Source organism: Mesorhizobium sp. M1409, assembly GCF_040317535.1.
GTDB lineage: Bacteria > Pseudomonadota > Alphaproteobacteria > Rhizobiales > Rhizobiaceae > Mesorhizobium.
This window is the reverse complement of the sequence record NZ_JAMYKV010000001.1, coordinates 19,709-41,509: the sequence shown is the minus strand read 5'-3', so window position 1 is coordinate 41,509 and position 21,801 is coordinate 19,709. Positions and strand designations below refer to the sequence as shown.

Below are 21,801 nucleotides of genomic sequence, written 5' to 3'. Positions count from 1 at the left end.
CGAGCCGGGCTTCTGTGGTCGGGGTGTGGCTTTCACCCATGACGATGGGAGGTGCATTCATTGCTGAATGGATTTGGCCGGCATTCCAATATCGTTTTGTATTCCTATGGCATCCGAGGCCCATTCCCGCATTTCCGGGGAAGCATCGCTGGACTTGAGGATCGACACCGCCAGCGCTGCCATATCGGCCGGCGGTTTTTGGTTGGCGTCCATATAGGCGAAATAGCCGACCGTGGCGGCACATCCTATCGAAATGGCAGGCGAGACAAACTGGACTGTCTTCAGAACTATTGTTCGGCAGCGTTTGGATGGGCTGGGTTTTGCGACGTCAGCCTCGTCATCCAGGTCAGTCATTCCACCCCGCCCTCGCGAGTCGATACCTCACCATTTAGGACGATGAGCTTCATTGGTTAAAATGCGGATAAAACTTTCACAAGCCTGGTCGCGCTGCGGGCCGAGAACTATACGCCGCAACAATCACTGGCCTTGTGCGCTCTTTGGCAAGGACGAGACGGTTGATATTTACCGAAGCTGCATCTTGATTGCAGCCTTGAGGGTCACGCCTTCTTCACGAACTCGGTTTTGAGCACCAGGCCCTTCACTTGCTTGGTGTTGCATTCGATCTCGCCGGGATTGCCGTTGAGGCGAATGTTCTTCACCAGCGTACCCCGCTTGATCGTCTCCGAGGAGCCTTTGACTTTGAGGTCCTTGATCAGCGTGACGGAATCGCCGTCATTCAATTGAGCGCCGTTGCTGTCGCGCACGATTACATCGTTTGGCATGCCGTCTCCTGTGATTGGATCACCACTACCAGATCACGTAACAATTCCAAAATCGGCTCGTGGGCGTTCACGCGTGATCCTTCTGGCGCCCTTACGAGACGCAACGATATCAGAGGGTTCTACCATTTTTTGTGGGCTGGCGGAGAGAGCGTCCGCCAAAGGTGGAGTGACATAGGGTGACGCACGGTGGCATGGCTAACTGAAAATCCCTGCAAATACAACGAATTTGCCCATTCCAACGGGTCGCGCGCTGACATATACTACCTTCCAATGACACCATAGAGGTGCAAGGAAAGGTGCAAGTGAAATGGCGCGCCCCACCAACAAGCTCTCCGCTCAGGAGGTCAAGTTCGAAGCAAGGCCGGGACGCCACAGCGATGGCGGCGGCCTCTACCTTCAGGTTGAGCCGGGCGGGTCAAAATCTTGGGTCTTCATGTGGAAGCGTGACGGTAAGCGCACAGCGATGGGGCTGGGACGTTATCCCGATAACGGCCTAGGCGACGCGCGCGGTAAGGCTGAAGCGGCTCGCAAGAACCTCGCTGCTGGCCGTGATCCCTTGCTGCAGGTGCGTCAAGAGGCGGAGCGCGAGGAGGCCGACAAGACCTTCTCCGAGTGCGTCGACTTGTTCCTCGATGAGGATCGGAAAGCCTCGTGGAGGAACTCGAAGCACCGGGCCCAATGGGAGATGACGCTTGGCGACGCCTATTGCAAGCATCTCAGGCCGATGCGGGTTTCGACAATCGGCACCGAAGATGTACTGAAGGTTCTGAAGCCCATCTGGTCAGCAAAGCCCGAGACGGCAAGCCGATTGCGTGGCCGTATCGAGCGAGTGTTGTCATTTGCCAAGGGGAAGGGATGGCGTTCCGGCGAGAACCCGGCGCTTTGGCGCGGCCATCTCGATTCGATCCTGCCGAAGCCTGAAAAGCTGAAGCGGCGCGGCCATCATCGCGCGATGGCGTATGGGAGCGTGCCAGCCTTCATGCAGCGCCTGCGCGAGGCCAGCGGCATGGATGCGAAGGCGTTGGAGTTTACGATCCTGACGGCTGCGCGGTCGGGCGAAACGGTTGGCGCTACATGGGATGAGATCGATTTCGAGCAGAAGGTCTGGACGGTCCCGGCAAGCCGCATCAAGGCCGGGCGCAGGCACGAGGTGCCGCTGTCGCCACGCGCTGTTGCGCTCCTGCGCTTGGTGCCGAAGCGCAACGACAACCCGTATGTCTTCCCCGGTCAGAGAAAGGGGAAACCGATCTCGGCAGCCTCGATGGAGATGCTGCTGCGCCGATGGGAACTTAAGGACCAAACGACCATCCACGGCTTTAGGTCCTCTTTCCGCGACTGGGTCGGCGACTGCACCGACTTTCCGCGAGAGGTGGCAGAGGCCGCGCTTGCGCATGTTATAGGCGACAAGGCCGAGCAGGCCTACCGGCGCGGAACGGCATTGGAGCGTCGCCGCAAGCTGATGACGGCGTGGGCCGACTTCCTCGCCAGCGGCGATGGCAAGGACAAGGTGATCCCGCTTGATGGGCGGCGCAAGGTGGCGAGAAAGTAGCCGCGCATGGGGTCCGACAGCCACATGGCCATCCGCGCGGCTTATCTGAAGGCGATGGCCGACGAGGGCGACGAGACCGGCGTCTTCGCCCATATCGTGAGAATGCTCTGGAGGTCCGACGATCCCGAGCAGCGGATGGCAGCCCGACTTTTGCTCAGGTACTGCAGAACGGGCACCTTCCCCGCAGCGGCAAAGGCGAAGACCGGCAGGCCGGCTGGCCCGGTCAAATGCAAAAGGACGCCGACCGGAGAGCCCCGGGAGTGCGAGGTTCCCCGCAACGAGATCGCACTTTCGGTTTTCCATCGCCTTGTCCCCGACCCCAAGCCCCCAAAGCTCGCCCTGGCGGCGATCTTCGACGCGGACGAACGGCGGCGCTCCCTGCGACGGCGCAAGTTGAGGAAAGCGGTCGCTGAAACGGCCTCATACTTCGGCGTCAGCGAGAACGTAGTGCGCGACTGCTTTGAGGAGCACTGCGACGAGCTTCTGCTGTTTGGCGACGCGATCACATGGTCATGACGAAAAGAGGGTCGAATCGGCCTTCGAAATCGTCGTGAAACTGCCAAATCGTTGTTTTGCAAAGCGATTTCAATAGTGCTGTCATGGGCTGTCTATCCCTTTCGAGGAGTGCCAGCCATGAACACCACTGCAGGGGTCGAGCGTACTGATCCCATCGTGGACCTCCTTTCGAAGCTGTCCGACAACCGACTTGCCTATTCGATCAAGGAGGTTGCGGACATGACCGGCCTGAGCCAGAGGACGGTTTTGCGGCGCATCGCCGACGGCAGCCTTCCGGCGGTCCGCAGCCGGGGCAGGACGCTGATCCTGAAGGAACTCAACCACAAGGCAGCCTAGACCCGCCGGCAGTTACCCATGCGCGGCGGATCAAGGTTGTTTTCAGGCTGGTGAGACGGTCCGAAACTACCCCCCATTTGAAGCGCAGGTCAACTGCCCGGCTCCTGACCAAGGAGGCGTCCAATGCCTGCACCGTTGCCGCTCACAGAGTTGCCGCCGTTTCGCCGCCGCGTCACTCTCCCTCACGGCTACGAGGTCGAGTTCGCCTTTGGCTCCTCCGGCCTGAGCCGCAAGTGGTACCCGGCCCGTCCTGTGTTCCGCTCGCATCGCGCGGGCCGTCGCTTCCTTGACGCCTATCGAGACGCGCGGGCGGATTTCTTGCGCGACGTCGCAACAATGCTCGGCGGCACCGTTGTCGTGGCCGACACGGAGGGCGAGGTCGATGTCATCGAGCCGGAGACGCGGCAATGATCGATTTCAAGCCGCCCGACACCGACGTGATGGAAGCTGTGCGGCTTTTGCGGTTTGCGCGCAATGCTCTGCACGCGGCAACGCTGAAGCTCGATGACGCTGGGTACACCTGCGCGGCGCTCGACCACCTCTACTGTGACTGTGCAGGCCTTGTCGCCGATTGGGCTGGGCGCAGGCCCCAACCCGTTCCCGAGCACATGGTCCGCGCGGCTGTCGAATATCGCCACCGGCACGGCAGGAGCTACTGATGACACGTGACGCCGACGAGGATTTCTGGGATCAAGACGAGTTGCAGCCATGGGAGATTGAGAGCCCGCAAGGGGTGAGGCTTGAAGATTTCTTCGCTTACATGCCGCAACACCGCTTCATCTTCGCCCCGACCCGCGAGTTGTGGCCGGCATCAAGCGTAAACTCTCGTCTGCCGCCGATGATGGAGAATGGAGAGAAACTAAGCGCATCCGCATGGCTTGACCGCCACCAGCCGGTAGAGCAACTAACATGGTTTCCCGGCGAGCCGATGATTATCCGCGACAAGCTGGTCGCTGAAGGCGGGTTCATTGACCGCAGCGGCTCGACCATCTTCAACTTATACAGGCCACCCGGATTGCTGCCGGGGCGACCAGAACTTGCAGGTCCGTGGCTCGAGCACGTCCGAGCGGTCTATCCTGACAACGCCGAGCACATAATCCGCTGGCTTGCGCACCGCGTGCAGAAGCCGGGCGAGAAGATCAATCACGCGTTGCTGCTCGGGGGGCCGCCTGGCATCGGCAAGGACACTCTTCTGCACCCAGTCGTCCATGCCGTTGGCGCATGGAATTTTGCCGAGGTGTCGCCGCCGCAATTGCTGGGCCGTTTCAATGGCTTCTTCAAGAGCGTCATCCTGCGGGTCAATGAGGCCCGCGATCTCGGCGAGATAGACCGCTTCGCCTTTTATGAGCACTGCAAGCCGCTGACAGCGGCTCCGCCGGAGGTGCTGCGCTGCGATGAGAAGAACATTCGTGAGCATAGCGTCCTGAATGTCGTCGGCGTCATCATTACGTCGAACTATCTGACTGACGGCTGTTATCTGCCCCCTGATGACCGACGGCACTATGTCGCCTGGTCCAAACTGCCTGCCGCTGGCGAGCCGGGAGCGCTCGACAGCGACTACTTCCAGAGGCTCTATCGTTGGTACGACGAGGGCGGCGGCAACGGGCATGTCGCTGCCTACCTGAGGGAATTTGATCTATCTGACTTCAATGCCAAGGCACCACCGCCGAAGACTGCCGCGTTCTGGGAAATCGTCGATGCAAACCGGAGTTCAGGAGAGAGCGAATTTTCGGACGCCATCGACAAGATGACCGAAGGCAATGGGGGAAGGCCGCCGATCGCCTTCAGTACCGACAAGCTTACCGCGCACCTGCCGGAGCCGCTCGCTACATGGGTGCGAGACCAGAAGAATCGGCGGATTGTCCCGGTAATTCTCGAAAAGATCGGATACGTGCGGGTGCAGAACCCGCACACCAATAATCACCTATGGAAAATCAATCAGCGCAGGCAGGTCGTGTACGGTCTCCGATCCCTGTCGGAAAGAGCCCGGCTTGATGCGGCAATGGACCTCTACAGCAGCGGCGAAGCCTAGCACTGTTGGCACTGGTGGCACTGGTTCTCCAACTCGCATGTTTTGTACGCGGCGGTACAAATCCGCTGAAATGACAGATCACTGCCACCAGTGCCAGCACTGTCGGATGAGCCGACCCCTTGGAACCCTGCCGACAAGGCCGAGGCGCTGGCCTCCTACGCCCGGCAGGCCGACGACGACACGCTGCTGGATTACGCCATGCGGGTGAAGGCACGGGCGGTCAGGCGGGCCGGTGAACTGCTCAAGGAGTTCGACGGCAAGGGCCGCAACCAGTTTTCCAAGGATGGTGGGGGTGCCCCCACCACCCAGCGGCAGGCCGCCGAAGAGGCGGGCATGTCGAAGGATCAGCAGGTGCAGGCGGTGCGGGTCGCCAACGTGCTGCTCGATGCGTTCGAGGCGGCAATCGGTGGCAACCATCCGGCAACCCGCCTGTGGCCATCATTAGACGCGCCGCATGTCCCGGATGACCTCTTGATGCATCTGTTCGCCCGCCTGAATAGCCCATTGGCCGAGGCTTCCGACAAAAGGGTTGTCCTGCGTTATCAATCTTGCCCGTCCGATCACGGCAGGTCTTGATAGGCGAAGCTGGGAGGAGGCAAGCTAGGAGGAGGACAGACCATGCCGGAGATCACCACCCCGTCCCTCACGCCGGTCGAGCGGGCTGCCCACTGGCTCGCAAAGCAGCCTGTCGGAAGCGTAGAAAATACCTTGCCGACCCTAATGAAGCAATTCAAGCCCTCCGCTCCGGATGCCATGCGAGCCATCAAGCGCGCCAATTTGTTGCGCGCCGCGTCGGCACGCGGGCCAGCGCCTTAATGCGACGGCGCGCAAGACCGTGGCGGCAGCCACGCCGTTGAGGTAAGCTTCCACACGCAAGAGGAGGTGCACATGCCGTCCGATCAGGAACTCTTCGCGAAAGGGTTGGCAGCCTACAAAAAGGTCGTGAGCTTGAATTACATGGCGCACAAGGAGGTCTATGACATCCTGCGGCAGGTTCTGTTGACCGAAGCTCCTGATCAGTTCGTGTTTCTAGACGTCGCCTGCGGCACCGCCACTGCCTCGGCAGAGGCACTGAAGGGCACCAATGTCGGGCGCTACATTGGGATCGACATTTCACAGCCATCGCTCGACGTGGCCCGGAAAGCGCTAAGCGACCTACGCTGTCCGGTTGATCTCCGCTGTCAGGATTTCGTTGAGGCGTTCGACGCGTGGGACGAACCTGTCGATGTCGTGTGGATTGGCCAGTCCCTTCACCATCTCCGTTACCCAAGTGAAAAGCAGGCCTTGATGCAGCGGGTTCGATCTGTGCTGCCGTGCACCGGGCTGTTCCTGATCTGGGAGCCAACCTGTCTTGAGGGCGAAGATCGGGAAGGATGGTTCAAAAGGTTCGGGCGGCTGCGACCGGAATGGTCGATGGTCACTGACGAGGAATTTGCCGCGTTTGATAGCCACTGTCGCGCGTCGGATTATGCCGAGACTTCGGCGACATGGATGGCAATGGGGCGCGAGGCTGGTTTCGAGCGGGTAGACGAGCTTCTGACGGTACCGAACCAGTTGGCACGGGTTTATCGATACAGCCACTGACAACGCGGCGAGGGCACCGCCGGTGTTAATCGCTGTGGCGTCAATCGGGTGACTGCGGTATTCTGACACCACCATGCCAAAGTCCAAACTGAACATAAGGCACGAGCGTTTCTGCCACGCCCTTGCCGAGGGCCTCCCCCAGTCCCGCGCCTACATCGAGGCAGGCTATGCGGCGCGCGGCAATGCTGCTGAGGTGGAGGCGTCGAAACTGGTCAGGATGCCTAAGGTGGCCGCCCGTGTTGCCGAGTTGCAGGCTGAGGCTGCAATACGCTCGGACGTCACTGTTGACGGCCTCGTCGAAGAATTGGAGCAAGCTCGCATTGGCGCAATGGCGGCAAGGCAATACTCGGCAGCAGCTGGCGCAATCCTTGGCAAGGCCAAATTGCTCGGGCTGATTACTGACAAGGCCGAAATCGAGACCGCAGTCCGTCGTCCGATGCGCGAGCCTGGCGCGGTCCGACAAATGTCGCTGCAGGAGTGGGAGGAGCGGTTCAGGCCGAAGACCTCCGCAACGCAGCTGGGTAACGGCAAGCCCGCCGCTGAACCGGAGAAGACGGAGCCGGAGGAGGAGATCGGGATCATCGAAACCATCCGGCGGGCCAAGGCGGCCATACAGGCGAAGTCGGGTTCGACTTAACGTCGCCGAGGACACCCCCGCAAAGGCACCTCGTGCGGCCATAGAGGCCCGCTCGGGGCCGGGCGGAGTTCCTACCTCCCGAAGGACCTTGCGCCGTTCTACGGGCCGCCCGGCAGAGTCAACGTCACTGCCCGCTGAACCCCGGTGCAACCTCTTCTTCCGACCCTCTGATGACCTTGTAAAGTTTGAATACGAGCGTATACATTCCTTACACACACGGATGTCGCCTATGAAGCCCGCAATCGCCTATCTTCGCGTCTCGACCGACCGTCAGGGCAAGAGCGGCCTCGGCCTCGATGCCCAGCGCCAGTCAATCGCCCGCTTCGTCGAGGCCGAGGGGTTCGAAGTCGTCGGCGAGTTTGTCGAGGTCGAAACTGGCAAGGGAGCCGATGCGCTCGCCAAACGGCCACGGCTTTCGGCAGCGTTGGCGGCAGCCAAGCGCAACGGCGGTTGCCCGGTGGTCGTCGCCAAGCTGGACAGGCTTTCGCGCGATGTGGCGTTTATCAGCGACCTGATGTCGAAGAAGGTGCCGTTCATCGTCGCCGAGCTTGGCCCCAAGGTCGAGACCTTCATGTTGCACATCTATGCGGCGGTCGCCGAGCAGGAGCGCGCGGTGATCAGCAGGCGCACCAAGGAGGCTCTGGCGGCGGCAAGGGCGCGCGGCACCGTGCTCGGCAGCCCCGACCTTTCCCTCGCTCAGCAAAGGTCACGGGAGGTTCGTATGACACAGGCCGACGCTTTCGCGACCAACCTCCTCCCGATTATCCGCGACATCCAAGCGAGCGGGGTCAAATCCCTGAGGCAGATCGCGGCGGCACTAAATGCGCGCGGCATCGCCACCGCGCGCGGCGGGACGTGGACTGCGGTTCAGGTGACAGACATCGTCAATCGCGATGCTCGTATGAAGTCCAGTCCGCGCCAGCCAATCGCGACGGCGCTGCAAGATGAAGCTGCAGAGGTTGCTGAGCCCGGCTCTCGGACGCCGCTCGGCTCGCGCTGGTAGCGTGCTACACGTTCAGGATGAACAGAAAGCAGCAAATCCGAAAGCTCGCCCGGCGCTATGCTGACAACTACTACCGGGGCACGCACAGCACGAACGTGGCGACGTGGGGCCGGGTGTCTGCGCGTACCACCTTTGGGCTTACATGCGGCAGTGGCTCGACGACCATGATGAACTGCCCTCAGGTACGCATGTCGTGCCAGCAACCGTGGCCCGGTCGCCGGGCTTCACTGTTGGTCCCGAGCGCACGGTCGACTTCACTCGCCTGCGCAATGATCCAGACTATCCCGAGAGCTATGTTGCTCATATCTCGCCGCTCTCCTCGGTCACTGCCTAGCCGTCGGGCTCGCTGAGTTGAGTTACGCAAGAACACACCGAGTACGGGCGGCTGGACCACCCGGTACCCGCCCCGCCCGGGTTTGTCGGCAGCGGGGGTGGGGTGGCTTTGGGGGCCCCATGTTCCGGCGCGCAGAGCCGAAACAGCGGCGCGCCCTCCTCCAATCTGACCACTGCTGTTTGCGGGTCGGCAATTCACCGTGTTATCGATTTCTGATCGGAGACCGAGGCTGAACCATTGAACAATGCATTTGAGGGAATGGCTGCGTTCGTGGACGATTTTGATCGTCGATTGAGGCGCATCGAAGATGACGTGGCCCACATTCTGGAATTACTGCAGCAGAACAGGGTAACCCCTCCTGAAGTTGACAACGTTCGCCTGAACAAGAAACTTGCCTATACGCTGCGAGAAGCGAGCGAGGCCACGGGTCTTTCAAGGGCAAAATTTTACAGCTTGTTTAAGGAGGGGAAATTGCAACGGAGCAAGGCAGGTGGGCGCACCTTAGTCCTCGCGACCGAGTTGGAGCGGTACTTGCGGGAGGTGTCCTGATCAACGGCGGCCAACGGAGCAACTGCCTCGGCTCATCGGCAAGCTTTGGACCAATTTCCCTGAACTCGCATCTCCAGAACGCCCAACTTGATGGCTCAGGGCGTTTATGTGCCCACTTCACCACACCTTCTGGGTTCCAATGGCCAACTGACCGTATTGTCAGCAGATAGCATCTGACCATCTCTGCGGCCTGGCACGGCGATGCTATGGTCGGCATGATCGGCAGCCAGGAGGACATAATCCATGCCCGCGATCACCCGTCGCACTCTTCTCGCGCTGACCGGCGCAGCGGTTGTCGTCGACCCAGTGTGCGCTGACGTAAAGACGTCGCCGCAGCTGGAGGCACTGATCGCGGCCCATGAGGCGGCCTATGCCGCGTTCCACCGTGTTGTTCATCGAGCGGGGAGCAGCAGGGATGACCGCGAGCGGGCCGACGGGGTCGAGCAGGAGGCGCTGCTGGCCGTCTGCTCCTATCCTCCGGTCAGTCGGGACGACTGCCGGGCCAAGGCGAAATATCTGCTCGCCGTCGAAGCGCGTGGCGAACTCGATTTGCAAGAGCACGTGCAGGCCATCCTGCACTCGATCATGCGGCGCTGATGGATCGTCTGGTGCAGACGGCGGCGCTTAGCCGGCCCGAGCCCGGGTGGCCTAGTGAGGCCTCTAGAGGGCCACGGGTACCCTCCCGGTTCCACCCGAAGGCCGGGCCCCATGTTCTGGCGCGCGCTTTGAGTTTTGGATGGCCTAGTCCGCCGGATGGTCGTGCTCCTCGCGCTGTTTGTCTGCGTCATGAGCTACAATTAAATATTTGGAACGTTCTTGGACTCAAATTACCGGGAGGTCTGGAAAGGGGCGTTGATTTGACTTTGGCAGGCGTTCAAGATCGCTCCGACTTGAATAGAACCGAGAGCCGAGTATTAGGATGACAAAGGCAACCACGATCGCATGGCTCCTGCGCATTGGTTTCGAAGCGTCGGCCATCTTACTTCTCGCCAACTTGTTTACCGGCAGCTTCACCCCCAGCTTCTGGCACACCTTCTTCGGCATCTACGTCGGGTGGTATGCTTTTTGTGTTCTCTTTTGGGTTTATCGCACGGTCGTCGACACGTTAGTCTTCCGCATCATCAAGACCATGATTGTCAACGAGCAGGTGCAGATGATGATCGAGATGAAAATGCCAGCCGACGAGTTCCCGTACGAAGAGTTCGGCACTTATCTCGATCGTGTCGTGGCCGATGCCAGTGCCCCCGGAATTGCTAAGTTTCAGGCCGGGGTGATGGCGGGCATCCTGCAATGCCACACGGCGCTTTTTCCGAGGCTCAGGCTGCAGAAAGTCTACAATGAAGCCCGCTTGCTTCATCGCCGCAAATTGCAGGCGACCTAGGCCGTCGTTTTCACAGTACCTGCCTCCCAAGCCGGGCTTTTACGTCATATCGCAGCTAGCTTGTCAGATCGATCCGTCTGTCGCGACGCGCCGAACAAATCAGACAGGCGCACGTTAATCCTCAAAGCTGAGTTGGATCGCTATTTTCGGGAGATAACCTGATCGGCGAGCGCCGTCGGATACAGCAGATGGAACAGCTGCCGCCGCTGGCTCGGGGCTCCAACAGGACACACACCCTAGCTGATTGACTGCCGAAGATTGATGGCAATGTGGCCCTACCTCCCGGCCCGTCAGATTTGCCGCGAAGCTTTGGACGCCGAGAACTGCGCGTACTTACGGAAGCCCCTTGAAAACTTGCTTTGCTGATCGCGCCCCCATGATGAGACGCGATGGTTGCGGCGGTGATAGAGAGAGTTTTCGCCAAGGCAGGGGCCGTTGATCCTTCTGCGCTTGTCGCACCAACATGACGTCAAAGCTTCATGGCCCGTTGCCTTCTGCGGCTGCATTTCCTGACCCAGAGGAGGCCAGACGATGCAGAGGGCTGAAGTCGACCTCCAGTGCAGGATATGTGGTGTAGAAACCGGGGATGCTGCGCGTTGCCCGAGCAGTGTGGATGCCGTTGGGCATCTCGCCGTGCTCGGCCAGCCAGTTGACGGCGTAGTCGGTCACGACGTGCGCCCCGACGGCGATGGACGGCGGGCGATGCGGGCCCGGTCCCAGATAAGCTTTGGCCCATGCCCTGGCGAAGGCATGGATGCGCCGCCGCTGAGCGGAAAAACGGTTCTTGTACATGTGATGCTCCCATGGCGGAGAGCCGCACATGTAGCACGACTTCATCGAGTTGGGCACATGCGCCACGGAGAAGTCGATTGAGCGCGGCAGCGGTGTGCTGCGCATTTCTTGGTGGTGGTCCCCCCGGCACCGCCCGGGGGCGGTTTGCCCGAAGGCCGGGAGCGGGGCACGATGTGGGGCCTCTATAATCCGCACGTTTTCGCTTTCTTAAAAGCTCTTTGTGGGATTGGCGGCAAGGCTACCGAGGCCGCACTCTTCACCTGTATCGGCATCCGAAGCGGCAAAAATATCCATTTAAGCCGCGCCCCGATTGACAAGCCAATAAGAAATGGACGGCGGGGCAATTTCCCAAACTCGGCGCTAACGACAGGCCTGAGCCTGTCCACTACAGTTTGTGTTTGCCGCCGGTTTCGCGGGCTAAGGCCGCCACCGAAATGGTAGGCACCGAAGGGATAATCAAAATGAGAAAAATCCTGATCGCCGCACTGTCGATACTTATCCCCGCAATTGCGAATGCTGGTGATGATCCGGACCAGCAAATACACTGGGAAAATATCGGAAACTGGACCATCACAGTCAGTAAAAACACGAGCGTGTGCGTTGCAGGTTCAGACTTCGATGGTGGTACTTTTATCGGCATGTCGGTCAAGAATGACGGAACTGCCGGGTTGTTGGTCACCAATAACCTCTGGAAAGATGACTTCTTCAAGGGAGGGAAGTACGCTGTTGCGCTAGAACTTGATAGTCGTCCGGAGATCTTGACCGGCTATGCCACAGACGATGGCGCACTCTTTTTTAGCGTAACTCCGGCGTTCATCGTTGACTTCGCCCTGAAGGATGCTTTCGGGATTTCGTTCTACGGAAACTCGATGGGGCGGTATAGCCTTGCTTACACCAAACGGGCCGTCCGTTCGCTACTTGCCTGCCAGCAGAGCATGGACAAGGCCAGCATTGGCTCAGCCGATCAATCCGTCTCATACTAAGATTTCACCGGCAGCTAATCTCGCTGAATTAATACACACGCGGTCTTAGCGACCGCACAAGGGGAAAATACTGATGGCCGTGAAGCACCGCCTCGACTGGAACGGTACCCAGAACATCGTCGTCATCGACAACACCGCGAACGGCGGCCACGTCGAGATGACGCTGGCGGAGTTCGTGAAGCTCGCCGACAAGGTCATCACCAAGACGTTCGAGCCGACCAACCCCGGCTACCGGAAGTCGTTCCGGCTGCTTCCTGCTCTTGCTGCGGCCAGATAGGTGCAGCGGGCCCGCTCCCGGTGCTGACGGTCGACTTCAGCCGCCTGCACCGTCACCTCCCCGCTGCTGAGTGAGGAACAGGCCTGCCACATGACTTACGTCCCGCAGAAACCCACCTCGATGCGCGATGTCGCCGGCTACACGCTAATGCAGCGCGCCCGCGCCACCGACACCAAACGCCCCGGCGGTCGCGACCCACGCGTCGAAATCTGGCACTACGCCTCCGACACGCTGAAGCACGTCGCGCCCAGCTGGATGGCGGCCATTGCATGGGCGAACGAACACCGGGCGATCCCAAAGCTGGCGAAGGTCTGGCCGCATCGCGAGCATGGCTAGCAGCGAGACGAAACCACAATGCTGCGGACATCGCTCGGCTCGCGCTGGTAGCCGGTACGGCAGCTGGACCACCCCGACCTGGCCCGCAGGGGTTTGCCCGAAGGCCGGGGGTGGGGCGAATGTGGGGCCCCATGTCTCGGCGTCCTTTCGGGTTTCAAGGCTTTCTACCATGAGAGAAAACGCTAGCGTGTCACCTGCAATACGCTTGCCCAACGCTGCCAGGAGCGAGGCTCGCGACGTGTCTTTTCGATGCTGTGCCCGTCACCGGTCGCTTAATTGCCCTTGCCGGTACCTATTAATTCTTCCAACGTTGAGACTGTTTCGCACAAAGACTGAAGTGCTTGCGGACACAATGGACCCTTGGGAGCGACGGTTGCATTGTGGTCGAAAAAAGTAATGCCGCCCCCTACAGAGAGGACTGCCATCGTTAAAAACAGTACTAGCATGACGGACTTATAAAAAAGCTCAATCTTACCGTCGGAATGCAATCTGCCTTCCTGTCGAAATTTGTCATGGGAAACGAGTAGATTCGCTATCCAACTCAATGGCCACCGGGGCGTAAACGGGCTCTCTTCTCCAATTTTGGCGCTCAGCGATAGCTCTGGAATCTCATCTTTGTACTGCTGTTCGATTGCTATTCCGTGCTTTACGGAACCTACGAGCAGTCTGTGATACCAATAGCGGTCTATGAAATACAGCAGCCACGTGGCGAACAATCCAAACATTGGAACCAGGGTGGAGAACTTAATGCGAAGGTCACCGATTTCGATGCTGAGATTTTGATCGAGTAGAAATCCGAGTGCCGCAAAGAATCCGAGTAGGATCGTCACAAACATACCACGGATGCGCATGCTAACGTCGTTGAAATGCCGTTGAACTTCGATAATCGACTTCCAAATTTCGATCACTTCATTTCGCCGCGCTTCTTTCATGCTTATCACTTCGCCTGTTTGAATTCGCAAAAGTCAAACAGCGGTAGGATTTCCGAAAATGAGCTATCAAGTGTGTGGGTTGGTTCCACGTGCTCGCGCTCCTTAATCTTCTGCTCTCGTTCAACCTCTTCCAGAGTCCAATGGGTTACGTCCTGCAGGAGCTTATATTCAGGGCGCTTGTGGGCCTGCCCATATTTTGCCCACGCGTCCTCAATCCCGCCGTCGAGTGCCATAGCGACGTCTTTCATCAAGTTGTCCCCGACGTAAACGCAATCGGCCTTGTTGAGTCCCAAATCCGACACGATGGCGTTGAGAACTGCGGTATCTGGCTTTTTTGATCCCTTTGGGGTGAAGTGCTGTTTGGTGAAATTAAGCTTGAAATGTTCAGATGGGTACTTCCGCAGATCCTCTTGAGAAAGCCCTTCCGGCAACAAGTGGTCTTCCGGACAAAAGACGTGGTCCAGCACTCCGTCTAGTCCCAAGCGCCGGAGGCGGTAGTTTGAATAGAATGACATCGACTCGGTGTATCCAATGATCAGAGTTCCCGCTCCCTTTATCGTCAGCAAGGTCTCTCCTACCGTTGGAAAGAGCCTTAGATAGTCACGGCGTTGGCGGCGATAAATATCGATTGCAGTTCCAAATACCTTGGTTGCCTCGCGACCTGACAGAAACCTTTGAATGGAGGGAAGCTCCTCGATCAAAAACGAATATTCTGAAGTCCCGTGCCTCCGATGGACCTCACGTATTTCTGGAATTAGTCTGTCTTTTGTAATACCGCTGATTTCCGCGATCTCGTCGAGCATGGGTGAGAAGCAATTCAGCCAAAGCTCGACCCAATCAAAAAGCGTGTTATCCAAGTCGGTGATTAGCGCAGTCTTTTTGGGTTGCATCTCTCTCTCGAATCTATCGCAAGTGTAGATCACATAGCCGGTTGATCGGACGGTGAGCAACATCATATTCACTGGGACGACAACTCCTAAAGCGGCCCAACCAGCGATCGCGCTGCGGGGCGTGGGATTTGTGGGGCCCATCACGCTGCGTACTTTCGGTTTTCAGGAGCCTCAACCGGCCAGCAATAGACGCGAAGAGCGACTGCGGGAGCGAATACATTTTGTCGGCAGACAATGTGGTCGCGCTCCAGAGCCCCTCTCCGAACCGTAGCGCCGGTTATACGATCGCGCCGAGGCGCGTTGTGTGTTACGGGGCCTGCTGTTGGAAATAATGAAAGGGCGGCCCGGTGGGGCGCATGTTGTTTAAAGTAAGTGTTACGGATAGAGCTATGCGTTACTAGCTTTGTCGTGCAGCTATTGGAAGTTGGGGGAGTAGAAATTGAACGCTTCGAGATTACTCGAGATTGTCGGCCTACTGTTGGACGGAGAAGACCAGGCTGCGACAGAATCTCGCTTCGCCGGTTTATCCACAGCCTTGGGTCAGCTTGTCGCGTCACCCGCCGAGCCATCTTATCAACAGGCATTTTCTGAAGCGCTGGACAAACTTAACGAATCACTGGACGTATTTTTACAATTGTTCCAGCCTGCCCAGATAAATCTACTTTATGATATTGGTGCGGGTAAGTACTTTCTAGACGATATTGTAAACGACATTCGTGATTGGGTATCTGAGGGTCCCGCAACACCAGCAGTGGCTCAGGATAAGCTAGCCAAGTTCCTTAAGCGGCGAACCGCTTTCGTCACGCAACTCAGAAATCTTAGGACGTCACTAGCATTTGTCGGCATTAAAAATGACGAACTGGAGCCCGGTCAAGCTGAAGTGGGCTTCCTCTTGCCACGCGATTTGTTCAACAATCAGTTGGATAAACTTATTGACGAACTTCGGTTCGTAAAAAGAGCAATCCGGGCTTTCTCCGAGGCTGCCACCGGATCTGCCGAACCAATCGAGGTTCGCCAAATTTCGACTAGTGATCCCCAATTTTTTTTCGGCCTTTCCACGGCCACGATCACACTGCTCGGCCTAACTGCGACTTGGGCAATAAGCACGTGGAGACAGGTTGAAGACATTCGCAAAATACGCGCAGAAACCGAAAAAATCTCGGCCTTCAAGGATGATCCAATAGCTGAGTTATTCGATGCGAAAATCAACAAGGTAGTCGAGGAATCGGTCAACTCGAAGGTCGAAGAGTTGTTGGCGAACGTCGCGGGGAAAGATGGTCGAAAGCACGAGCAGACTTCAGACCTGAAATGGGCACTGGAGTCGATGCTAGCACGCGTTGAGCGCGGCATGACTGTGGAGATACGGCTCCTCCCGCCAACGATTGAGGATGGCGACCACGGTGCGGCATCTGCAAATATTCAATTCCAAGATCTGAAGAGGGTGGCGGACGCACTTGTATTTCCTGCGATGGAAGGTGATCCCGTCTTGGCCTTGCCGCCTGTCGAAAAGCCAAATCAAAAGGCGACACGACGCGCGACAGAAGCCGAAGCCTGAGCACGCCGTCCCATGCATCCGCGTCAATTTCTTCGGACTACGTTGAGGCCGCTGTCGGCGATTGGGTGTCCCAGCCCTTGAGCATCCGGCACGCGATCTTGGCATTGTGTGAAATCGATAATCTCGCCGAGCACTTCATTTTGCACACCAATCCCATCGCCCCAGAAATCAGTGCGGCGCGGGATGCTCTCGGCTCGGCAGTGCATCAGTTGGCCATCGCGCGGGACACACACGACACTCACAAGCATGGGGCGCTCGGCAGGAAGTCAGCGATGATTACGCAGGGCCAAAAGCCAACCCAAGCTCAGCGCGGTGGGGGCTTCTCTGCAGAGGCGATCAGTCCCGCCTTCGACGTAGGTGAGCCTGCGCTTGTTGTGATCGAGGATGACCAGACGCGGCACTACGTGGATGACGTTATCGGGAAAGCCATGGGCTATTGGCGAGCCGAAATTGCGAAAATCCCGACCTAGCCGGAAATGATCGCCTAAAATATTTCTCCGCCGAATCCTCAGCATTCCACAGGCACCGCGTCACTTTGGACAAGGATCTACTAACCGCTCGCGCATGAGTGCAGCTATCGCCTGTTCCTGGCGCTTCTGACTGAGTTGTCGGCTGAGTTCATGGGCCTTCTCGGGTCCCATGGTTCTGGCCGCCGCCGTAATGAAATCGCCCATTTCGTCAGGGCACCCGCTCACTATGGCAATCGCCACCTGATCAGCTGGTTCGCAAAGTTTCCTGAACAAATCCAGTTGCCGAACATAGCAGCGGTCGAAGGCGTGGACGCTTTCACTAAAGTCGTCCGCAAGGACTGCCGTAGTGTTTAGTAAAAGAACTAGGCACAAGATATTTCGCATGGGCCATAGTGAGATGAAAATCCACAGTTGTGCAAGGCGAGCCGCCAGCGAAAAAGGTAGCCGACATCGACTGCGCATGTTGGCCACCCGACATTCACACCTTCTCTCCCTTAAGCGGCAGCCCGTGCCGCTTTAGGTATTCCGCCTCAGTCTCACCCTCCAGAAGCGGCGACGCTAGTGGCGCACCATACCGCCGCTCACCGGCATAGGGCAGCGCATGCTTCCACCAGTTGGTTGGGCGGCCTTTAAGACGGCAGGCACAGTGGGCTATTTCTTCTGCCCATTTCCTGAGGTTGAGGCGTTCGACGGCGATCTTGAGGGACTAAATCTCGCGTGGAAGCCGGAGCGCGTTACGCAGATCGATGAGGGCGGAGACCTGACTCCTGTGGAATTTGCAGAATGGCGGCGTGCCTACTGTGACCAGCAAGTGGAGGCTGGCGCGGATAGCGTGTGGCCTGTCTGGATTGTTCCGATCAGGCTGGAAGGCCAGATCGCCGGTTACGCCTCGTTTCAGCACGACGATCCCACTCTGGGTGGAGTGTACGACACCATCGAACAGGCGGAAGCCGCGCTATCTGAATAGGGCGCATTCAAGCGGAGCTAACCGCCCCTAGGGTGCGGCAGGGCTCACTACGGAACGGCTCCACACACGCATCAATCACGCGCTGAAGGTGCAAGTAACGGTGCAAGCCAATTCTGCGTCGCAGCAGAAAATATAGCTAAATCAATACGTTATAGAAAATCTTTGGCGGAGAGAGCGGGATTCGAACCCGCGTTACGGTCTCCCGTAAACACACTTTCCAGGCGTGCGCCTTCAACCACTCGGCCACCTCTCCGTCCATGCATGTCGCGCCGGCCGGTTTCGCCGCGCGGGTTGGGGAGATGCACCTCCCTTGGGGCGGTGGCGCGGTATTCCGCGCCGGCGTCGCCAACCAGCGAACGCCCTTCCCCTGCACCTGAGCCGTCGAAGCAACAGGCGCGGGGCTCATCTAGTCGATCCGGGGCCGAATGCCAAGCCATAACGGCAGTCTATTCGCTTTGCCGGCCACACAGCGTTCGCGAAGCCGCCTGCGCGCCCTTTTTGAGGTACCGCCGGCCGAATGATGTGCACAGGCAACACCGCACGGCTGGCCTTGCTTGACTTCGCCTCTGGCCATCTGTCGAGTGACGCAAAGACCAATCGTCGCTGCCCTGCTCGGCATCATCCTCGGCGCCGTCATCGGCGCCCTCGCCGGCTTCTTCGCCGGCTCGATCATTGCCGACACCACCGACATGAGCTGCTTCGAAGGCGCCTGCGGCTTTTTTGCCGTGTTCATCGGCTTGGCCGGGCTGGTGATCGGCGCCATCGGCGGCGGCATTTTCGCCGTCTGGCGTGTCCAATGGCGCAAACGCAAGCCGGTGGCTTAGGGCCGACCGGAGAAAGCGCGGACTTCAAATTCGCGTAGGCCGATTGCGAAGTGGGCAGGGCCATTCTATCTCTCGTTTCGAAATGTGCCGGAAGGCCCTCGGGAGGAGCTTGAGGACTGGCCCGGGAGGAAGGTCTCTGATGTTTCGCTTCGTCTTCCGTCTTGCCGCCATGGTCGCCCTGTCGATTTCCGTCATCATGGCGGTGCTCGACGCGACGCGCACCGTGGCGGCCTCAGTGCTGGTGCTGACACCGCTCAACACCAGCTGGCTGGCGGTCTCGCCGGACACTCGGGCCGCCTTCGAGACCTTCGTTCGGGCCAAGGCCGGCCCTCTGCTGTGGGACGGCGCCGTCGCCTGGGCGCTCAACCAGCCGGGCTTCGCCGTGTTCGCGGCGCTGGCCTTCCTGCTCTATGCGATCGGCTACAGGCGGCAACCGCGCGGACGGTTCGCCGCGAACTGATCCCCTTCCGCGTTTCACCCAGAGAGGAAAGCCGTGCATGTTCTTTCTCAGCGACATGCTGAACAAGAAGCTCAATCTGCCGAAGCCGTCCGAGGCCCTGCCGGGCCGCGCCAGGGCGATCCCGACCGCACCACGGCACAAGGTCTTGAAAAGACCGCTCAAGGGTCCCTATCCCGAGGGGCTGGAGACGGCGATGTTCGGGCTCGGCTGTTTCTGGGGTGCGGAGCGGCTGTTCTGGCGGAGGGAAGGCGTCTGGGTCACGGCGGTCGGCTACGCCGGCGGCATCACGCCCAATCCGACCTACCAGGAAACCTGCACCGGGCTTACCGGCCATGCCGAAGTGGTGCTGGTCGTCCATGACCCCAAGATCGTCTCCTATGCCGCGCTTCTGAAGCTGTTCTGGGAAAGCCATGACCCGACACAAGGCATGCGCCAGGGCAATGATATCGGCACCACCTACCGCTCCGCGATCTACGCGATCGGTGATGCGCAATTGCAGGCGGCGAGCGCCTCGCGCGATGCCTATGAGGCTTCGCTGCGCGGCGCCGGCCACGGCAGGATCACCACCGAGATCGCGCCGGCGACCGAATTCTACTTCGCCGAAGGCGATCACCAGCAATATCTGGCGAAGAACCCTTACGGCACTTGCAACTTGAAAGGCACGGGCGTCGCTTACGACATTCCGGCCGCCGCCTCCGCCTGACGCCTTTGGCGCAGGGATCAAGCTTCCGCGCGGCTTGCCCGCGCCATGCTTTTCCAAAAGGTCAAAATTCCGCGTGAATTTTGTTTCGGGCCGTGCCAGATTGCCGCCGAGCGGGAGGGGAATACACTCCTGGCTGACGTCGCATGCCTGCCGGAGAACCGGGCCGGTATGCGGTGCATAACGGAAAAAATAACCGACAGGGTGTGGATCACATGAAACGTATCGTTCTCGGCCTCCTGGCCGCAACCGCAATGGTTCTTCCGGCTTTCGCCGCGGATGTCCAGCCGGCGCTTCTCTATGATCTCGGCGGCAAGTTCGACAAATCCTTCAACGAGGCAGCCTACCACGGCGCCGAAAAATTCAAGACCGAGACCGGCACGGCCTATGTCGAATTCGAGGTCTCCAACGCCTCGCAGCGCGAGCAGGCGCTGCGCCGCTTTGCCGAGGATGGCCGCAACCCGATCGTCATGGCCGGCTTTGCCTGGGAGGACGCGCTGAAGAAGGTCGCGGCCGAATATCCTGACCTCAACTTCGCCATCATCGACGATGCCGTCGATCTGCCCAATGTCCGCTCGCTGGTATTCAAGGAGAATGAAGGCTCCTATCTGGTCGGCATCCTGGCGGCGATGGCTTCGAAGTCGAAGAAGGTCTCCTTCATCGGCGGCATGGACATTCCGCTGATCCGCAAGTTCGAATGCGGCTATGTCGGCGGCGCCAAGTCGGCCGGCGCGACGGACGTCATCCAGAACATGACCGGTGACACGCCGGCTGCCTGGAACGACCCGGCCAAGGGCGGCGAGATCGCCAAGACGCAGATCGACCAGGGCTCCGACGTGGTCTACGCCGCGGCCGGCGGCACCGGCGTCGGCGTGCTGCAGGCGGCGGCTGATGCCGGCAAGCTTGGCATCGGCGTCGATTCCAACCAGAACGGCCTGCAGCCCGGCAAAGTGCTGACCTCGATGATGAAGCGCGTCGACGTTGCCGTCTACAACGCCTTCATGGACGGCAAGAACGGCACCTTCAAGGGCGGCCTGCAAAACCTCGGCCTGAAGGAAGGCGGCGTCGACTACGCCATGGACGAGAACAACAAGGCGCTGGTGACCGACGAGATGAAGGCGGCCGTCGAAAAGGCCAAGGCCGACATCATCTCCGGCAAGATCCAGGTGCACGACTACACCGCCGACAACGCCTGCCCCTATTGAGCGGCACAAATATTCGGCCATGATCTGCAAACCGCCGGGCGCAAGCCCGGCGGTTTTGCGTGGCCTATAATTTACCCGCCAGATACCCCAGCGCGAAGGCCACGATCAGGCCGACGGACACGGCAAATCCGCGCCGGCCGCCAAGCGCGTGCAAGCCGATGCCGTGCGGCCGCCGCGACAGGCGTTCGATCACGGCTGGCGACCCGGCATCGCCCAGCCCGGAGCTGCGCATCTGCGGCAGGTCTCCGATGCGCTGCGTGATCTGCTTCCAGCGCTCTTCGCCATCGGCCGGTTCGGCATGGTCGAAGACATGCGTGCGTTCGGCTAGCCGCACGACCGCATCGCGGAAGGCCGGGTCGAATTCCAGATCGCGCTCGGCCCGTTCGCGTTCCATGTCGTTCATCAGGCCGAGCACATAGTCGCCGGCCCGCGCGATACGATCGCTTTCACCGGCCATGGCGGGCGCGCCCCTTTTCCTCACCAGTGCGGCGGCTTGGTTACAGGCACTTCATCTCCTGTCTGCTCCTCCAGTGCCAGGAACCGATCGGTCAGCGCATCGAGCTTGCGCTGCATGCGCTCGATCACCTTCCACTGTTCGGCGATCTGGCCGGACAGTTCCTCGATGGTCTTCTCCTGTTCGGCGGCGCGGATCTCCAGCGTCGTCAGCCGGTTGGCGAGCACGGTCATTCAAAATCCCCAGTCTTGCA

The 21,801-nt window shown here is 59.4% G+C and carries 32 protein-coding genes and 1 tRNA gene; 25 read left to right on the top strand and 8 right to left on the bottom strand.

Annotated features, from left to right (window positions below; translation table 11 throughout):
- Positions 1 to 57 precede the first annotated feature (57 nt).
- Entirely contained in the window at positions 58 to 354 is a 297-nt protein-coding gene (locus NKG99_RS00260; RefSeq protein ID WP_352863124.1) for a hypothetical protein, read from the bottom strand.
- Between the two features lie 203 nt (positions 355 to 557).
- Positions 558 to 782, bottom strand: a complete 225-nt coding sequence (locus tag NKG99_RS00255; protein WP_352863122.1) for an alkylphosphonate utilization protein — start codon at positions 780 to 782, stop codon at positions 558 to 560.
- 307 nt (positions 783 to 1,089) lie between these two features.
- Between NKG99_RS00255 and NKG99_RS00250 the strand changes: the two genes are divergently transcribed.
- From NKG99_RS00250 to NKG99_RS00180, 15 genes are all read left to right on the top strand, one after another.
- On the top strand, positions 1,090 to 2,331 hold the full coding sequence (locus NKG99_RS00250; RefSeq protein ID WP_352863120.1) for a tyrosine-type recombinase/integrase: 1,242 nt from the start codon (positions 1,090 to 1,092) through the stop codon (positions 2,329 to 2,331).
- A gap of 24 nt (positions 2,332 to 2,355) precedes the next feature.
- Complete coding sequence (locus tag NKG99_RS00245; protein WP_352863118.1) at positions 2,356 to 2,847, top strand: hypothetical protein; 492 nt, start codon at positions 2,356 to 2,358, stop codon at positions 2,845 to 2,847.
- A gap of 117 nt (positions 2,848 to 2,964) precedes the next feature.
- Positions 2,965 to 3,183, top strand: a complete 219-nt coding sequence (locus NKG99_RS00240) for a helix-turn-helix domain-containing protein (protein WP_352863117.1) — start codon at positions 2,965 to 2,967, stop codon at positions 3,181 to 3,183.
- A gap of 123 nt (positions 3,184 to 3,306) precedes the next feature.
- Positions 3,307 to 3,594, top strand: coding sequence for a hypothetical protein (locus tag NKG99_RS00235; RefSeq protein WP_352863116.1), 288 nt, complete (start codon positions 3,307 to 3,309; stop codon positions 3,592 to 3,594).
- A complete protein-coding gene (locus NKG99_RS00230; RefSeq protein ID WP_352863114.1) occupies positions 3,591 to 3,842 on the top strand; it encodes a hypothetical protein in 252 nt (83 codons plus the stop codon). The genes NKG99_RS00235 and NKG99_RS00230 overlap by 4 nt, the downstream gene beginning before the upstream one ends.
- Entirely contained in the window at positions 3,842 to 5,215 is a 1,374-nt protein-coding gene (locus NKG99_RS00225) for a primase-helicase family protein (RefSeq protein ID WP_352863113.1), read from the top strand. Before NKG99_RS00230 ends, NKG99_RS00225 begins: the two co-directional genes overlap by 1 nt.
- Positions 5,216 to 5,305: 90 nt before the next feature.
- Positions 5,306 to 5,791: a hypothetical protein gene (locus tag NKG99_RS00220; RefSeq protein ID WP_352863112.1), complete on the top strand. Its 486-nt coding sequence runs from the start codon at positions 5,306 to 5,308 to the stop codon at positions 5,789 to 5,791.
- 42 nt (positions 5,792 to 5,833) lie between these two features.
- Positions 5,834 to 6,031, top strand: a complete 198-nt coding sequence (locus tag NKG99_RS00215) for a hypothetical protein (protein ID WP_352863111.1) — start codon at positions 5,834 to 5,836, stop codon at positions 6,029 to 6,031.
- Positions 6,032 to 6,103: 72 nt separating this feature from the next.
- Positions 6,104 to 6,799, top strand: a complete 696-nt coding sequence (locus NKG99_RS00210) for a class I SAM-dependent methyltransferase (protein ID WP_352863109.1) — start codon at positions 6,104 to 6,106, stop codon at positions 6,797 to 6,799.
- 73 nt (positions 6,800 to 6,872) lie between these two features.
- Positions 6,873 to 7,436 carry a terminase small subunit gene (locus NKG99_RS00205; RefSeq protein WP_352863107.1) on the top strand — a complete coding sequence of 188 codons (564 nt, stop codon included), beginning with the start codon at positions 6,873 to 6,875 and terminating at the stop codon, positions 7,434 to 7,436.
- Between the two features lie 229 nt (positions 7,437 to 7,665).
- Positions 7,666 to 8,439: a recombinase family protein gene (locus NKG99_RS00200; protein WP_352863105.1), complete on the top strand. Its 774-nt coding sequence runs from the start codon at positions 7,666 to 7,668 to the stop codon at positions 8,437 to 8,439.
- Positions 8,440 to 8,632: 193 nt separating this feature from the next.
- On the top strand, positions 8,633 to 8,773 hold the full coding sequence (locus NKG99_RS00195; protein WP_352863103.1) for a hypothetical protein: 141 nt from the start codon (positions 8,633 to 8,635) through the stop codon (positions 8,771 to 8,773).
- 237 nt (positions 8,774 to 9,010) lie between these two features.
- Positions 9,011 to 9,322 carry a helix-turn-helix domain-containing protein gene (locus tag NKG99_RS00190; protein ID WP_352863101.1) on the top strand — a complete coding sequence of 104 codons (312 nt, stop codon included), beginning with the start codon at positions 9,011 to 9,013 and terminating at the stop codon, positions 9,320 to 9,322.
- Positions 9,323 to 9,565: 243 nt separating this feature from the next.
- Positions 9,566 to 9,919, top strand: coding sequence for a hypothetical protein (locus NKG99_RS00185; RefSeq protein WP_352863099.1), 354 nt, complete (start codon positions 9,566 to 9,568; stop codon positions 9,917 to 9,919).
- Between the two features lie 322 nt (positions 9,920 to 10,241).
- Complete coding sequence (locus NKG99_RS00180) at positions 10,242 to 10,703, top strand: hypothetical protein (protein ID WP_352863097.1); 462 nt, start codon at positions 10,242 to 10,244, stop codon at positions 10,701 to 10,703.
- A 477-nt stretch (positions 10,704 to 11,180) separates the two neighbouring features.
- On the opposite strand, the gene NKG99_RS00175 is transcribed toward NKG99_RS00180, so the two are convergent.
- On the bottom strand, positions 11,181 to 11,495 hold the full coding sequence (locus NKG99_RS00175; protein WP_352863095.1) for a hypothetical protein: 315 nt from the start codon (positions 11,493 to 11,495) through the stop codon (positions 11,181 to 11,183).
- A 461-nt stretch (positions 11,496 to 11,956) separates the two neighbouring features.
- Here NKG99_RS00175 and NKG99_RS00170 point away from each other — a divergent pair, with 461 nt between their 5' ends.
- The 3 genes from NKG99_RS00170 (at position 11,957) to NKG99_RS00160 (ending at position 13,091) form a co-directional block, all read left to right on the top strand.
- Positions 11,957 to 12,478, top strand: coding sequence for a hypothetical protein (locus NKG99_RS00170; protein WP_352863093.1), 522 nt, complete (start codon positions 11,957 to 11,959; stop codon positions 12,476 to 12,478).
- 73 nt (positions 12,479 to 12,551) lie between these two features.
- Entirely contained in the window at positions 12,552 to 12,755 is a 204-nt protein-coding gene (locus NKG99_RS00165) for a hypothetical protein (protein ID WP_352863091.1), read from the top strand.
- A gap of 90 nt (positions 12,756 to 12,845) precedes the next feature.
- The gene (locus NKG99_RS00160; RefSeq protein WP_352863090.1) at positions 12,846 to 13,091 is read left to right on the top strand and encodes a hypothetical protein; all 246 of its coding nucleotides are present in this window, start codon (positions 12,846 to 12,848) and stop codon (positions 13,089 to 13,091) included.
- Between the two features lie 272 nt (positions 13,092 to 13,363).
- Here the strand turns inward: NKG99_RS00160 and NKG99_RS00155 are convergent, their stop codons facing one another.
- Together NKG99_RS00155 and NKG99_RS00150 are read right to left on the bottom strand one after the other, a co-directional pair.
- Positions 13,364 to 14,023: a hypothetical protein gene (locus NKG99_RS00155; protein WP_352863088.1), complete on the bottom strand. Its 660-nt coding sequence runs from the start codon at positions 14,021 to 14,023 to the stop codon at positions 13,364 to 13,366.
- A 5-nt stretch (positions 14,024 to 14,028) separates the two neighbouring features.
- Complete coding sequence (locus NKG99_RS00150; RefSeq protein WP_352863087.1) at positions 14,029 to 14,913, bottom strand: HAD family hydrolase; 885 nt, start codon at positions 14,911 to 14,913, stop codon at positions 14,029 to 14,031.
- A gap of 439 nt (positions 14,914 to 15,352) precedes the next feature.
- On the opposite strand from NKG99_RS00150, the gene NKG99_RS00145 reads away from it, so the two are divergent.
- From NKG99_RS00145 to NKG99_RS00135, 3 genes are all read left to right on the top strand, one after another.
- Positions 15,353 to 16,468, top strand: a complete 1,116-nt coding sequence (locus NKG99_RS00145; RefSeq protein ID WP_352863085.1) for a hypothetical protein — start codon at positions 15,353 to 15,355, stop codon at positions 16,466 to 16,468.
- Between the two features lie 77 nt (positions 16,469 to 16,545).
- Complete coding sequence (locus NKG99_RS00140) at positions 16,546 to 16,938, top strand: hypothetical protein (RefSeq protein WP_352863083.1); 393 nt, start codon at positions 16,546 to 16,548, stop codon at positions 16,936 to 16,938.
- A gap of 601 nt (positions 16,939 to 17,539) precedes the next feature.
- Positions 17,540 to 17,905, top strand: a complete 366-nt coding sequence (locus NKG99_RS00135) for a hypothetical protein (protein ID WP_352863081.1) — start codon at positions 17,540 to 17,542, stop codon at positions 17,903 to 17,905.
- A gap of 163 nt (positions 17,906 to 18,068) precedes the next feature.
- On the opposite strand, the gene NKG99_RS00130 is transcribed toward NKG99_RS00135, so the two are convergent.
- Positions 18,069 to 18,158, bottom strand: a tRNA-Ser gene (locus NKG99_RS00130).
- 328 nt (positions 18,159 to 18,486) lie between these two features.
- Here NKG99_RS00130 and NKG99_RS00125 point away from each other — a divergent pair.
- From NKG99_RS00125 to NKG99_RS00110, 4 genes are all read left to right on the top strand, one after another.
- Positions 18,487 to 18,729, top strand: coding sequence for a hypothetical protein (locus NKG99_RS00125; RefSeq protein ID WP_352863079.1), 243 nt, complete (start codon positions 18,487 to 18,489; stop codon positions 18,727 to 18,729).
- Positions 18,730 to 18,868: 139 nt separating this feature from the next.
- Entirely contained in the window at positions 18,869 to 19,189 is a 321-nt protein-coding gene (locus NKG99_RS00120) for a hypothetical protein (protein ID WP_352863077.1), read from the top strand.
- A gap of 37 nt (positions 19,190 to 19,226) precedes the next feature.
- On the top strand, positions 19,227 to 19,892 hold the full coding sequence (gene msrA, locus NKG99_RS00115) for a peptide-methionine (S)-S-oxide reductase MsrA (protein WP_352863075.1): 666 nt from the start codon (positions 19,227 to 19,229) through the stop codon (positions 19,890 to 19,892).
- 212 nt (positions 19,893 to 20,104) lie between these two features.
- Complete coding sequence (locus NKG99_RS00110; protein WP_352863073.1) at positions 20,105 to 21,094, top strand: BMP family lipoprotein; 990 nt, start codon at positions 20,105 to 20,107, stop codon at positions 21,092 to 21,094.
- A 64-nt stretch (positions 21,095 to 21,158) separates the two neighbouring features.
- Here the strand turns inward: NKG99_RS00110 and NKG99_RS00105 are convergent, their stop codons facing one another.
- Both NKG99_RS00105 and NKG99_RS00100 read right to left on the bottom strand, forming a co-directional pair.
- A complete protein-coding gene (locus tag NKG99_RS00105) occupies positions 21,159 to 21,551 on the bottom strand; it encodes a hypothetical protein (protein ID WP_352863071.1) in 393 nt (130 codons plus the stop codon).
- 20 nt (positions 21,552 to 21,571) lie between these two features.
- Positions 21,572 to 21,781 carry a SlyX family protein gene (locus NKG99_RS00100; protein ID WP_352863069.1) on the bottom strand — a complete coding sequence of 70 codons (210 nt, stop codon included), beginning with the start codon at positions 21,779 to 21,781 and terminating at the stop codon, positions 21,572 to 21,574.
- Positions 21,782 to 21,801: the final 20 nt, after the last annotated feature.